General features: G+C 70.2%; 11 protein-coding genes and 1 pseudogene. 8 read left to right on the top strand and 4 right to left on the bottom strand.

From position 1 onward, the window contains the following. Positions 1-48: 48 nt before the first annotated feature. From rocF to FOZ76_RS00730, 5 genes are all read left to right on the top strand, one after another. Positions 49-984: an arginase gene (rocF, locus tag FOZ76_RS00750; RefSeq protein ID WP_143946209.1), complete on the top strand. Its 936-nt coding sequence runs from the start codon at positions 49-51 to the stop codon at positions 982-984. An 88-nt stretch (positions 985-1,072) separates the two neighbouring features. Continuing rightward, positions 1,073-1,510, top strand: a complete 438-nt coding sequence (locus FOZ76_RS00745) for an Lrp/AsnC family transcriptional regulator (protein WP_211365912.1) — start codon at positions 1,073-1,075, stop codon at positions 1,508-1,510. A gap of 129 nt (positions 1,511-1,639) precedes the next feature. After that, positions 1,640-3,172, top strand: coding sequence for an efflux transporter outer membrane subunit (locus tag FOZ76_RS00740; protein ID WP_170235241.1), 1,533 nt, complete (start codon positions 1,640-1,642; stop codon positions 3,170-3,172). A gap of 11 nt (positions 3,173-3,183) precedes the next feature. Continuing rightward, positions 3,184-4,404 carry an efflux RND transporter periplasmic adaptor subunit gene (locus FOZ76_RS00735; RefSeq protein ID WP_170235240.1) on the top strand — a complete coding sequence of 407 codons (1,221 nt, stop codon included), beginning with the start codon at positions 3,184-3,186 and terminating at the stop codon, positions 4,402-4,404. Further along, a complete protein-coding gene (locus FOZ76_RS00730) occupies positions 4,401-7,670 on the top strand; it encodes an efflux RND transporter permease subunit (protein ID WP_170235239.1) in 3,270 nt (1,089 codons plus the stop codon). The genes FOZ76_RS00735 and FOZ76_RS00730 overlap by 4 nt, the downstream gene beginning before the upstream one ends. 196 nt (positions 7,671-7,866) lie before the next feature. On the opposite strand, the gene cueR is transcribed toward FOZ76_RS00730, so the two are convergent. Next, positions 7,867-8,280, bottom strand: coding sequence for a Cu(I)-responsive transcriptional regulator (gene cueR, locus FOZ76_RS00725; RefSeq protein WP_143946204.1), 414 nt, complete (start codon positions 8,278-8,280; stop codon positions 7,867-7,869). Positions 8,281-8,447: 167 nt separating this feature from the next. On the opposite strand from cueR, the gene copM reads away from it, so the two are divergent. Then, complete coding sequence (gene copM / locus FOZ76_RS00720) at positions 8,448-8,846, top strand: CopM family metallochaperone (protein ID WP_246129235.1); 399 nt, start codon at positions 8,448-8,450, stop codon at positions 8,844-8,846. Between the two features lie 70 nt (positions 8,847-8,916). Then, a complete protein-coding gene (locus tag FOZ76_RS00715; protein ID WP_246129234.1) occupies positions 8,917-9,681 on the top strand; it encodes a glutaredoxin family protein in 765 nt (254 codons plus the stop codon). A gap of 66 nt (positions 9,682-9,747) precedes the next feature. On the opposite strand, the gene FOZ76_RS00710 is transcribed toward FOZ76_RS00715, so the two are convergent. Further along, complete coding sequence (locus FOZ76_RS00710; RefSeq protein ID WP_143946203.1) at positions 9,748-10,473, bottom strand: pirin family protein; 726 nt, start codon at positions 10,471-10,473, stop codon at positions 9,748-9,750. 174 nt (positions 10,474-10,647) lie between these two features. Here FOZ76_RS00710 and FOZ76_RS28325 point away from each other — a divergent pair. Further along, a pseudogene (locus tag FOZ76_RS28325) lies at positions 10,648-10,731 on the top strand (hypothetical protein); the annotation flags it as partial. An 85-nt stretch (positions 10,732-10,816) separates the two neighbouring features. Here the strand turns inward: FOZ76_RS28325 and FOZ76_RS00700 are convergent. Together FOZ76_RS00700 and FOZ76_RS00695 are read right to left on the bottom strand one after the other, a co-directional pair. Next, the gene (locus FOZ76_RS00700; protein ID WP_143946202.1) at positions 10,817-11,836 is read right to left on the bottom strand and encodes an ABC transporter ATP-binding protein; all 1,020 of its coding nucleotides are present in this window, start codon (positions 11,834-11,836) and stop codon (positions 10,817-10,819) included. Continuing rightward, on the bottom strand, positions 11,833-12,721 hold an 889-nt coding region (locus tag FOZ76_RS00695), incomplete at its 5' end, for an ABC transporter permease (protein ID WP_211365910.1). The genes FOZ76_RS00695 and FOZ76_RS00700, both read right to left, overlap by 4 nt.

The raw sequence follows: 12,721 nt of genomic DNA, 5'->3' as shown, positions 1-12,721 counted from the left end.
ATCGGCGACCGGCCCGGTACCGGCAACGTTCGACAGGAGACAGGCAAGATGGTCGCGATCACGCTGATCGGGGCGCCCAGCGATGTGGGCGCGGCCCGCCTGGGCGCCGCCATGGGGCCGGAGGCGCTGCGCGTAGCGCGCCTGGAGCAGGCGCTTGCCCGTTTCGGGTCGGATGTGCTGGATATCGGCAATCTCGCCGGGCCGACCAACCCCCAGGCCGATGCTCAGAGCGGCTTGCGCCACCTGAGCGAGGCCATTGCCTGGAACCGGACGGTGCATCGCGCCGTGGCCGAGCAGCTCGCCGCGGAGCGCTTGCCCGTGCTGCTCGGCGGCGATCACCAACTGGCCGTGGGGTCCATCGCCGCTGTGGCACAGCACTGCCGTGCGAACGGCAAGCGGCTGCGCGTGCTGTGGCTGGATGCGCATGCGGACTGCAATACGCCCGCGATGTCGCCCAGCGGGAACCTGCACGGCATGCCGGTGGCCGCGCTGTGCGGGCTGGAGCCCAAGGCGCTGGTCGCCGGGCTCGCCGACGAGGCCGCGCCGATACTGGAGGCCGCGCAGTTGTGCCAGATCGGCCTGCGCAGCGTCGACGACCAGGAAAAGCGCATGCTGCGCGAACTGGGCATCGAAGCCTACGACATGCGCGCCATCGACGAGCTGGGCATGCGCGAGGTGATGACGCGCGCCCTGCGGGGCCTGGACACGGGCCATGTCCACCTGCACGTGAGTTTCGACGTCGATTTCCTCGATCCCGAGATTGCGCCGGGCACGGGCACGGCGGTGCGCGGCGGCGTGAACTACCGCGAAGCGCAGCTATGCATGGAGATGATCGCCGACACCGGCTGCCTGGGCTCGCTCGACGTGGTGGAGGTGAACCCGGCGCTGGACATCCGCAACCAGACCGCCGAGCTGGTGGTCGACCTGGTCGAGAGCCTCTTCGGCAAGAGTACGCTGGTGCGCCCGGTGGGCGACGCCCGCTGAGCAGGCACCTGGGAGCACCGCACCGGCACCCGGCCACGATCTGGCATTTTGCCGGTAAGCTGGACATACTGCCGGCTCGACCGGCGATATGGCAGGAGGCCGCGTGGACGATACCGATCGCGAACTGCTGGCGCTCCTGCGCGACAACGCGCGCACGCCGGTGGTCGCGCTGGCAAAGAAGCTGCGCGTGGCGCGGGCCACCGTGCAGAACCGGATCGCCCGGCTCGAGCGCGACGGCGTCATCGTCGGCTACACCGTCAGGCTCAGGCCCGAGGCCGAGGCGCACCGCATCCGGGCCATGATGAGCGTGGCGATCAGCGGCAACCACACGCAGGAGGTGGTGCGCGCGCTGCGCGGCCATCCCAATGTCGCGGCCTTGTATTCGACCAACGGGCGCTGGGACCTGCTCGCCGAGGTGCGGGCCGACAACCTGGCCTCTTTCGACGCGGTGCTCAACGCCATCCGCGCGATCCCCCACATCGAACACACCGAGACCAGCCTGCTGCTGTCGGCGTACAAGCTGTAGGTTGGGCCGCGTCCGACGGGCGGTAAGCGACGCGGGCGGCACGCATCTTGCAGCTTGCACCCGGGAACAATGTTTTGCACCGGGACGTACGACGGCGGACCGGTCCTGACGCCTGTCCTTCGAGAGCCGATGCAACCGCCGCCATCCTCCTCGCCGATTCCGCGCTCCTTGCCCACGCTCACCGGTTTGCGACGGGTCGGCCGCGCCCGACTGCGCGCTGCCGGCGCCGCGCTCGCCGCGGCTGTGCTGGCCGCCTGCGCCGTGCCCACTCCCGCCCCGCCCGAGGTGCCGTTCGATCTCCCGTCACGCTTTGGCGCCGAAGGGTCTACGGCCTATGCGAGCGACGAGCGCTGGTGGCGCGAGTTCGGCGACACCCAGCTCGACGGCTTCGTCGAAGACGCCCTGGTGGGCAACCCGGGCTTGGCCCAGGCCGTCGCGCGCAGCCGCATGGCCGAGGCGCGCGCGCGTCTGGCCCGCGCGGACCAACTGCCCCAGCTCGGGCTGGGCGCCGGCAGCGCGCGCCAGCGCCAGAACCTGTCGGGCTTGCCGGCGCTGGCGGATGGTTCGTCGACGGTCTACAGCACGGCGCACGACGTGTCGCTCGACGTGAGCTGGGAACTCGACCTGTGGGGACGGCTGGCGGCGCAGTCGGCCGCCGCGCGCGCCGAATTCCTGGCGAGCGGCGAGCAGTTGCGCGCCTTGCGCCAGTCGGTGGCCGCGCAGGTGGTCGCCGCCTACTACGAGATCGTGCACGCGCGCGCCCAGGTCGGACTGTCCGAACGCACCGTCGATTCGCTCGCCGAGATGGCGCGCCAGATCGGCAACCGGGTGAGCGTCGGCATCGCCTCGCCCTCGGACGGCATGCTCGCCGAGGCCAACCTGGAATCCGCCCGCGCCGGGCTGGAGCAGCGCCAGGAAGCGCTCGCGCGCAGCCTGCGCGAACTGGACAAGCTGCTGGGCGTCTATCCCGACGGGCAGTTGCAGACGGCCCGCGCGCTGCCCGCCGTGCCGCCTGTGCCGCCGGCCGGGGTGCCGGCCGACTTGCTGGCCCGCCGGCCCGACGTGCGCGCCGCGGAGCTGGCCTTGCTGGGCGCCGGCTACAGTCTGGGCGCGGCGCAGCGCTCCTTCCTGCCCTCGCTCTCGCTCAGCGGGTCGGGCGGCTTCGGCGGCAGCGAGCTGGGCGGGCTGTTTTCCAGCGGCAACCTGGTCTGGTCGATCGCCGGCCGCATCCTGCAGCCGGTCTTCCAGGGCGGGCGGCTGGTGGCCCAGGTCGACATCGCCGAAGGCCAGCGCGACGAAGCGCTGCATGCCTATGCGGAAACGGCGCTGAGCGCGCTGGGCGAGGTCGAGACGGCGCTGGCGGTGGACGCCATGCTGGCGCGGCGGGAAACCGCGCTGGGCCTCTCGGCCGGCGCCGCCGAGGAGGCGGTGCACGTGTCCTTCAACCGCTACCGACAGGGCATCGACCCCTTCCTGACCGTGCTGGAGAGCCAGCAGCGCGCGCTCGACGGGCGCAGCGCGCACATCTCCGCGCGCTGGGCCCGGCTGCAGAACCGCATCGCCCTGCATCTCGCGCTGGGCGGCGGGATGGCGGGCGAGGCGTGGCCCGGCGATCCCGCGCCCCACGCTGCCCACGAGTCTGCCGCGTCGAACGCGCCATGAGGACCCTGCCGATGATGATCAAACCCTGGTGGATCGCCTGCTGCGCTGCCTTCGTGCTGGGCCTGAGCGCTTGTGGTTCGGACCAGGGCGAGGCGCCGGACGAGGGCGGCGATGCGGCCGCCGGCAACGCCCAGGGCGCGGACCGGCCGGCCAGTGTGCGGGTGGTGCCGGTGGAGCGCCGCGAGTTGCAGGGCTGGGTGTACAGCCAGGGGACGGCGCGCTCGCGCCAGCGCGAGTTCCTCACCTTCACCCAGCAAGGCATGGTCACCTATGTCGACGACAGCCTCAGCGTGGGCAGCCCGGTCGAGGCGGGCCAGTTGATCGCCAACCAGGCGCCGGACCGTCCGCAGGCCGACCTGCGGGCCGCGCGCGCCGCGCTGGCCGAGGCCCAGGCCAACCTGGCCCTCGCGCAGGTGACCCGCAAGCGCTACCAGACCCTGATCGATCAGCGCTCGGCTTCGCAGCAGGAACTGGACGAAGCCGTGGTGCGCGTGCAGCAGGCCGCCGCCGCGCGCGACAATGCGCGCGCGCAACTGGCCCAGGCCCAGCTCACGGTCGACGAATCGCGCCTGGTGTCGCCCATCGACGGCGTGCTGGCCCGCCTGAACGTGGAGCAGGGCCGCTATTTCATGCCGAACACGGTGCAGACCAACAGCGAGCAGAATGCGCTGCGCACGGTGCCGGCGATGGTCATCGATCCCGAGCGCTTCGAGGTTCGGGTGGACCTGCCGTCCTACGACTTCCGGCGCATACGCACAGGCGCGCGCGCGGTCATCGGCGACGATCCGCCGCTCGACGGCCAGGACGTCGACCCCGTGGGGGATGGCCGCATCGTGGGCGCCGTGCACGCCATCGGCCCGTCGCTCGACCCCGAAACCCGGACTTTCGAGGTGATCGTGCATGCCGAGGGCGGCATGCAGGGCCTGCAGGACGGCGAGTTCGTGGCCGTGTGGATCGCCGAACCGGCGCTGACCGAGACCCTGGCCGTGCCGCTGGACGCGCTGCGCTTTCGCAGCGACCAGGCCTTCGTCTTCGTGCTCGACGGCCAGACCGGCAAGGTCGTGGAGCGCCGGGTCGAACTCGGCCAGCAGTCGGGCGGGCACCGCGCCGTGCTGACCGGGCTCGAGGCGGGCGAGCGCGTCGTCACCGAAGGGCGCGCCGCCCTGCAGGACGGCCAGCGCGTGCGTGTGATCGAGGCCGACGGCGCAGCGGCATCGGCGGAGCCGACGTGAGCGGCGGCGCTGCGCCGTCCTCGCCCGGCGCCGACGCTGCCGGGCCCGCGTCGAACGCGCCGGCATCGCGCGAGACACCGGAGGTGCGCGACGCCCACCCGCTGGCGCGCTTTTTCTTCCTGCGACCCATCTTCGGCATCCTGCTCGTCATCACCTTGCTGCTGGGCGGGCTGATGGCGTACTTCCAGCTCGTCAAGGAGGCCTTGCCCGACCTGAACATCCCGTTCGCCACGGTGACGACGGCCTGGCCGGGCGCGGACCCGCAGAGCATGGAGGAGCAGGTCACCGAGATCATCGAGGACGAGTTGACCACGCTGCAGGGCGTGCGCCAGGTGGACAGCGCATCGTTCGACTCGTTCTCGGTCATCGCGGTCGAGTTCGACGCGGCGGCCGATCCGGTCGACGCGATGAACCGGCTGCGCGCGGCGGTCGCGGATGCCGAGGCCGAGCTGCCCACCGACGTGGAGCCGCCGGTGATCGTGCAGGCCTCGGTGGATGATCGGCCGATCTTCACCTTCGCTCTGCACGGCGCCGCCGGCTCGGCCACCATGAACGCGCTGGCGCGCGACATCCGCGACACGCTGGAGCGCCTGCCCGGCGTGAACGAGGTCGACATCGGCGGCGAGCGCGAGGAGATCGTGCAGATCCTGCTGCGGCCCGAGCGCATGCTGGCGATGGGGCTCTCGCCCGCGACGGTGCGCAACGCCGTGCAGCGCGCGAACATCGAACAGCCTTTCGGCGAGATCCGCAGCGACACCATCGGCGCCGTGGTGCGCCTGGAAGGGCGGTTTCGCAACGTCGACGACCTGCGCGCGCTGCCGGTGGCCCGCATGGGCGGGCTGGCCGCGGGCCGCGCGGTGCGCCTGGACGAAGTCGCCACGGTGCGCCGGACACAGGAGACCGAGACCACGCGCGCCTTCTTCAGCCAGCGGGGCGACGACTACCGGCCCTCGCTTGAGGTGTCGGTGCGCAAGACGCCCGGCGCGGACACGGTGGCGCTGGTCGAGTCCATCCGGCAGACGCTGGAACAGTTGCACGGCGAGGGCGCCTGGCCCGCCGGCATCGAATACAGCGTGACCCAGGACGAGGCCGCGCAGATCTGGGATTCGCTCACCGAGGTTTTCGTGAGCGCGCTGCAGACCATGGCGATCGTCTTCGTCATCCTGTTTCTCACCATCGCCTGGCGCGAGGCGGTGGTGGCCGGGCTGTCGGTGCCGGTCACCTTCGCGGGCGTGCTGCTGATCATCCTGCTGATGGGCTATTCGCTCAACGAGCTGGTGGTGATCGGCATGGTGATCGCGCTGGTGATGATCATCGACGTCTTCATCATCCTGATGGAAGGCCTGCACGACGAGATCTACAACCGCGGCAAGACCTTCGGCCAGGCTGTGCTCGCCACCGTGGGCCGCTACGCCAAGCCGGCGTTCGCCGCGCAGATCACGACCATCCTCGCGCTGGTGCCGCTGATGTCGATCAGCGGCACGGCCGGCGAGTTCATCCGCGTGCTGCCGGCCACCACCGTGGTCTGTCTGGTGCTCTCCTTCGTGGTGGCGATGCTGTGTTCGCTGCCGCTCTCGCGCGCGCTGCTCGGCAGGCAGCGCAAGGCCGAGGACCCGCGCAAGCAGGGCCTCTCCGACCGGCTCAACCAGCGCGCGGTGGCGCGGCTCGAGCGTTGGACGGCACGCTGGGTGGTCAAGTCGCGCGGCCGCGCCTGGCTGTGGGTCCTGCTGGCCGTGTTGATCTTCGTCGCATCCCTGTTCGCGTTCTCGCAGGCGCGCATCGAACTCTTTCCCGCCACCGACGGCGAGCGCCTGGGCATCAACATCGAGTTGCCGCCCACCACCGAGCTGGACAGCGCGCAGGCGATCGCCGATGGCGTGGGCGAGATCCTGCGCGGCAAGCCGTATTTCGACAGCGTGGTCAAGCTGGTCGGCCGCAAGAGCCCGTTCGCCGGGGGCTCCATGGCCTCCCTGCTGCAGCCCAGCGAGGCGGAAAACTTCGTCGGTTTCTCGGCGACCTTCCGCGAGCGCGGCGAGCGCGACGCCGAATCCTACGAGCTGGCCGACGAGATCCGCGGCGAACTGGCCGCCTACCTGGAGGAGCGCGTGGCCGCCGCCCAGTTGCTGGTGGTGGCCGAGACCGGCTCGCCGGACGGCGGCGATCCGATCGAGATCCAGCTCATCGGCGCCGACATGGACGAACTGCTCGGACTCTCGCGCCAGGTCCAGGCCCTGCTCGGCGAGACCGCGGGCGTGGTGGACGTGCGCGACAACATCGGCATGCTGATGCCGCAGATGAACCTGCGTCCCGACCGCGAGGCGGTGGATTTCTTCGGCATCGGCCACGACGAGCTCGCCGCGCAGTTGCGCATCGCCTTCAGCTCGGACGAGATCGGCACCTTCGTGACCGACGAGGGCTCGGACAACATCGACATCCGGCTCGGCACCGAGTGGCCGAGCCGTCCCGGCGAGGCGGGCGGGCCGCGCAATGCCGAGGAGCTGTCGCGGGTGCGGGTGTTCACCGGCGAAGGGCGCTCGATCGCGCTCAACCAACTGCTGATGCCGGCGCAGTCGGAGGCCGCCAGCGCGATCACCCGGGCGGACGGCGAGCGTGCGGTCACCGTCATGGCCAAGAACGAAGGGCGCACCGTGGGCGAAGTCATGACCGAGCTTGCGCCGCGCCTGGCCGAGATGCAGCGGGACTGGCCCAACGGCTATCGCGCCGTGATCGGCGGCGAGTCGGCCGAGACGCAGGAGACCTTCGGCTCGGCGCTGCTGGCGCTGGTGATCGCGGTGGTGCTGGTGGTGGGGGTGCTGGTGATCGTGTTCGCCAGTTTCCGCCAGGCCTTCATCATCTTCGCCACCATGCCGCTGGCGGTGGTCGGCGCGGCGCTGGGCTTCTGGGCCTTCGACATCACCTTCTCCTTCTTCGCGATGATCGGCCTGGTCTCGCTGATCGGGATCGCCATCAACAACGGCATCATCATGGTCGACACCATGAACAGCTTCCTGAAGGAGGAGCGCATGGCCATCCCCGATGCCGCGGCGGCCGGCGCGGCCCGGCGCCTGCGGCCGCTGCTGACCACGGCCATCACCACCATCGTCGGCCTGGTTCCCCTGGCGGTCGGCAGCGCCTTCTACCGGCCGCTCACGCTGGTCATCATCTTCGGCCTGATCTCGGTGTCCCTGCTGGCGCTGGTGGTGGTGCCGGCGCTGTACCTGCTCCTCACACCGGCGAACGCGGGCGAGCGGGAGGTGCTGGATTAGAGGGGCCTGTCGACAGGCCTTGGACTACCGCCGGCGCGCCGGCTCGGCGCGCCAGGCATACGGGAGTGCGATTGTGACTGCGCGCCATGCGCTGCTGGCGGTCCTGGTGGTCGGGATCTGGGGTGACCCGGCACCTCTCGCCCGGCCTGGCGTCGCTGGTCGTGCAGTCCCAGGTGTTTTTCGCACGCCTCGTCCTTCAGGCGGGCTGCACGCTGCCGCCTCCCGCCTGCTCCAGGCCGGCGAGGATCGGGCACTCCGGCCGCTCGTCGCCATGGCAGCAGGCGGCCAGTGCCTTGAGTTCGGCGGCCATGTCCTGCAGGTCGCGGATCTTGCGTTCCAGCGCGGCGATGTGGTCGCAGGCGATGCGCTTGACGTGCGCGCTGTGGCGCGCGTCGTCCCGCCACAGGCCGAGCAGCCTGCCGATCTCGGCGACCGGAAAGCCCAGGTCGCGGGCGCGGCGCACGAAGCGCAGGCGCTGGATGTCGGCGGCGGCGTAGTCGCGGTAACCCGCCGCCGTGCGTGCGGCGGGCGGGATGAGGCCGATCTGCTCGTAGTAGCGGATCATCTTGGCCGACACGCCTGAAGCCTGGGCGGCCTGTCCGATGTTCATGGCGTCTTCCTGTGGAACGCTGCCGGCCGGCGTAGCGCCTGGGCGCGGCTTGACCTTGCCATCATGGGAAGGTCTATCTTGGAGCACCATCCGGGGCGGAAGTTCGCCGCATGACCGCATGACGCGGCGGCGCGCCGGCCGCCCGGTATCTGAGCAGAGGACGCTGGATGAAAACGTGGATTCGAATCGGTTTGGCGGGAATGCTCGGTGCTGCCGGCCTCGCCGTGGCTCAGGGCCAGGTGGGCCAGGGCCAGGAGGGGCACGGCGGCCACGCATCGCATGGAGCCAGCGCGCCCGCAGCCGCCGCCGACAGCCCGTCGACGGCGGCCTACCGCGCGGCCAGCGACCGGATGCACCAGGACATGCTGGTTGGCTATACCGGCGACGCGGACGTGGACTTCATGCGCGGGATGATCCCGCATCACCAGGGCGCGATCGACATGGCGCGGATCGTGCTGAAGTACGGCTCCGACCCCGAGGTGCGCAAGCTCGCCGAGGATGTCATCTCGGCCCAGGAGGCCGAGATCGCCGCGATGCGGCAGTGGCTGACCGAGCGCGGGCATTGACCACGGGGCTCCAAGCGCACGCCTCGTCCTCGAGGGCGAGGGCTGGCGAGGCAAGCCCAGGAGCAGCATCATGGCAGACACGCGGACCCGACGGCATGCCGAGCTCTATCGCATGGTGATGCCGGAGCACACCTGCCCGTGGGGGCTGAAGGCGCTCGACTTGCTCGAACGCGAGGGCTATGCGGTGGGCGATCATCCGCTCACCTCGCGTGAAGAGACCGAGGACTTCAAGCGCCGACATGGCGTCGACTCGACGCCCCAGGTCTTCATCGACGGCCGGCGGGTGGGCGGCTTCGAGGATCTGCAGCGCTTTTTCGGCAGGCAGGTGAAGGACGAGAACGCCTCCAGCTATGCGCCGGTCGTCGCCCTTTTCTCGATGGCGGCGCTGATGGCCCTGGCGGCGAGCTGGGCGGCCTACGGCAGCCTGGCGACTGTGCAGGCCGCCGAGTGGTTCATCGCCATCGCGATGTGCCTGCTGGCGTTGCAGAAGCTCAAGGACGTGGAGGGCTTCTCCACCATGTTCCTCAACTACGACCTGCTGGCACAGCGCTGGGTGCGCTACGGCTATGTGTACCCGTTCGCCGAGGCGCTGGCCGGCGTGCTCATGATCGCGGGCGCGCTGACCTGGCTGTCGGTTCCCGTGGCGCTGTTCATCGGGACCGTGGGCGCGGTCTCGGTCTTCAAGGCGGTCTACATCGACAAGCGCGAGCTGACCTGCGCCTGCGTGGGCGGCGACAGCAAGGTGCCGCTGGGTTTCGTCTCGCTGACCGAAAACCTGATGATGGTGGGCATGGCGGTGTGGATGCTGGCCAAGCCGGCGGGCGTGGGGCACTGACGTCCTAGGCGCCGCCCCGCGCTGCCGGAACGGCTCGCGCGGGGGTGGGCCTGCTGGCTGCCGGCCTCAGTACGGCAGGGTGGGGACCTCCTTGGGCCGAAGGTCGAAGACCAGGATTTCGGCACCTTGCCCCTTGGCGAACGTAAGCTCGCGCTCGTCGCGCACGCGCACCCCGTCGCCGGTGTCGAGCTTCACACCGTTCAGCTCGATGCTGCCCTGGGCCACGTGGACATAGGCGTAGCGGTTCTCGTCCAGGACGAGGGTGGCGGTCTCGTCGCCGTCGAACAGCCCCGCATGCACCCTGGCGTCCTGGCGGATCACCAGCGACTCGTCGGCGCCGTCGGGCGAGATGATGAGCCGCAGCCTGCCGCGCTTGTCTTGCGGGGTGTAGCGCTTCTGCTGGTAGGTCGGGGCGGCGCCGGCCACGCCGGGCACGATCCAGATCTGCAGAAAGTGCACCGGCTCGTCCGTGGACGGGTTGAACTCGCTGTGCGCCACGCCCGTGCCCGCGCTCATCATCTGCACGTCGCCCGGCTCGATCACCGAGCCGTTGCCCATGGAGTCGCGGTGCTCGAGCCGGCCTTCCAGCACGTAGGAGAAGATCTCCATGTCGGCGTGGGGATGCTTGCCGAAGCCCATGCCGGGGGCGACGCGGTCATCGTTGATGACCAGCAGGTCCGAGAAGCCGCGCTCCTTCGGGTTGTGATAGGAGGCGAAGGAAAAGGTGTGGAACGACTTCAGCCAGCCGTGGTCAGCGGCACCGCGCTCCCCGGCTTTGCGAATGTTCAGCATGGCAGTGTTCTCCTCGTTGCGCCCGGTGGTCGGGGCCGCGCCGGCGGCCGGCCGCTTCGGGCTGGTTGGTCGCCTTCGACCGATGGAGACAGAATACTGTCGCAAAGGAGGGAGAAAAACTGCCTGGAATATCAAATACTGTCGCTCTCAAGTGGACAATAAGGGGGTGCATCGATCACCGAGCAGGATGCACGGAAAGCCTCGATGAAGGAACGCACGACTATCAGGCTGTCGCCCGATGTCCTTGATTCGTTTCGCTCTACCGGCCCCCCGGGTGGCAGGGTGTGTGGATGCTGCCCTGCAGCGCTACAGGTTGGCGATGGGGCCGCTGGCCATGGCCGCGTCAGGCGATGGCCGGCTCGCGCCAGGTGGCCGGCAGCCGGGCCCGCTCGCGCATGTCGGCCACGCGGGTCACGTGGTGGCACGCGGCTTGGTGGTCCGGCCCCACGCTCACCAGCGGTGGCGCCTTGCGCCGGCATACGTCGGTGGCGAACGGACAGCGCGGCGCGAAGCGGCAGCCCGGCGGCGGCGACACCAGGTTGGGCGGCACACCGGGGATGGCGATGAGTTCGCGGTCGCGGTCGTCCAGGTCCGGGAAGGCGTTGCACAGCCCCAGCGTGTACGGGTGGAACGGCGTGCGAAAGACCGCCTCGCGTCCGGCCTCCATGACCTGGCCGGCGTACATGACCACGATGCGGTCGCAGTTCTCGGCCACCAGCGCCATGTCGTGCGTGATCAGCAGCATGGTCTTGTGCTGCTCGCGCTGGATGCGCCGGATGCGCTGGATGATCTGGTCCTGCACGATGACGTCCAGCCCGGTGGTCGGCTCGTCGGCCACCACCAACTGGGGGTCGAGCACCATGGCCATGGCAATCATGGCACGCTGGCGCATGCCGCCCGAGAACTGATGAGGATAGTCCGACAGGCGGCGGCGGTCGATACCGACCAGATCGAACATCTCTCCCATGCGCTCGCGCCGCGCCGCAGGGCCGGCGCTCGAATGCGCGGCCATCGCCTCGTCGAGCTGGGCCTCGACGGTGTATACCGGGTCGAAGCCGTTCATGGCGCTCTGCGGTACCAGGGCGATTTCCTTCCAGCGCAGACGCCGCCAGGCCCGCGTGGACAGACCCACCAGCTCCTGGCCGCGCAACTGCACCGAGCCCGCCGCGATGCGCGCGTTGGTGGGCAGCAGGCCGAGCACCGCCTTGGCCATCGTCGACTTGCCGCAGCCGGATTCGCCTACGATGCCGAGGAACTCGCCCGGCGCCAGGTTGAAGGACACGCCGTCCACGGCGAACGCTTCGCCGGCGGACGTGCGGTAAGCGACCTTGAGATCGCGCACGGTCAGCAAGGGGGCGTTCATCGGCTGGTCCTTAGGCGCGGGTTGACGATTTCTTCGTAGGCTCGGGTGACCATGAAGATCGCCATGACGAACAGCGACAGCGACAGCCCGGGCGGCACCACCCACCACCAGGCGCTGCGCATGGCGCCCGCCTGGAAGGCGGCGTTGAGCATGACGCCCCAGCTCTGCACCTGCGGATCGCCGAAGCCGAGAAAGGACAGCGCGGCTTCCAGCATGACCGCCGATTGCACGCCCATGGCCATGTACAGAAAGCTCAGCGGCAGCGCGTTGGGCGCGATGTGCCGGAACAGGACGCCCAGATGGCTCGCGCCGGCGGCCCGGGCCGCCCAGACGAAGGGCCGCTCCTTGAGCGTGAGCACTTGCGCGCGGATCACGCGGGCTGTGGTGCGCCACAGGAAGAAGATCACCAGGGCGACCACCAGGGCCAGGCTGGGGCGCAGCATCGCGATCACCACCATGGCGAACGGCAGGAACGGGATGCCGTAGGCGACGTCGGTGACGCGCATCAGGATCTCGTCGGTCCAGCCGCCGAAGTAGCCGGCGAAGAGCCCCACCAGCGTGCCGATGATCACGCTGCCGAGCGCCGAGACCACGCCCACGATCAGCGCCACCCGGGTGCCCCATACCAGTTGGCTGTACACGTCCATGCCCTGGTTGGTGGTGCCGAACCAGTGCTCGGCGCTGGGCGGGGCGAGCCGGGTCACGGCACCGTCCGCGCGGTAGGCCACGTCGAACGGGCCATGCGGAGCGATCAGCGGCGCGAACAGCGCCAGAGCGACGAAGCCGATGATGATCGCCAGTCCGATCAGAGCGCTGGGCGAGCGCAGCAGCGGGGCCAGGCCTCGGAAGGGGCGCCCGAATGCGCGCGCCAGGCGGCGGGCCGCG

The organism is Verticiella sediminum (assembly GCF_007558815.1).
Lineage (GTDB): Bacteria > Pseudomonadota > Gammaproteobacteria > Burkholderiales > Burkholderiaceae_B > Verticiella > Verticiella sediminum.
This window is presented reverse-complemented; position numbering and strand designations above follow the sequence as displayed.

What these genes read in the sequence shown, in the direction of transcription:
- FOZ76_RS00710 (WP_143946203.1), bottom strand. Translation starts at nt 10,473, where the DNA reads ATGCTGAACATTCGCAAAGCCGGGGAGCGCGGTGCCGCTGACCACGGC.
- copM (WP_246129235.1), top strand. Translation starts at nt 8,448, where the DNA reads ATGAAAACGTGGATTCGAATCGGTTTGGCGGGAATGCTCGGTGCTGCC.
- FOZ76_RS00715 (WP_246129234.1), top strand. Translation starts at nt 8,917, where the DNA reads ATGGCAGACACGCGGACCCGACGGCATGCCGAGCTCTATCGCATGGTG.
- FOZ76_RS00735 (WP_170235240.1), top strand. Translation starts at nt 3,184, where the DNA reads ATGATGATCAAACCCTGGTGGATCGCCTGCTGCGCTGCCTTCGTGCTG.
- rocF (WP_143946209.1), top strand. Translation starts at nt 49, where the DNA reads ATGGTCGCGATCACGCTGATCGGGGCGCCCAGCGATGTGGGCGCGGCC.
- cueR (WP_143946204.1), bottom strand. Translation starts at nt 8,280, where the DNA reads ATGAACATCGGACAGGCCGCCCAGGCTTCAGGCGTGTCGGCCAAGATG.
- FOZ76_RS00745 (WP_211365912.1), top strand. Translation starts at nt 1,073, where the DNA reads ATGGCAGGAGGCCGCGTGGACGATACCGATCGCGAACTGCTGGCGCTC.
- FOZ76_RS00740 (WP_170235241.1), top strand. Translation starts at nt 1,640, where the DNA reads ATGCAACCGCCGCCATCCTCCTCGCCGATTCCGCGCTCCTTGCCCACG.
- FOZ76_RS00700 (WP_143946202.1), bottom strand. Translation starts at nt 11,836, where the DNA reads ATGAACGCCCCCTTGCTGACCGTGCGCGATCTCAAGGTCGCTTACCGC.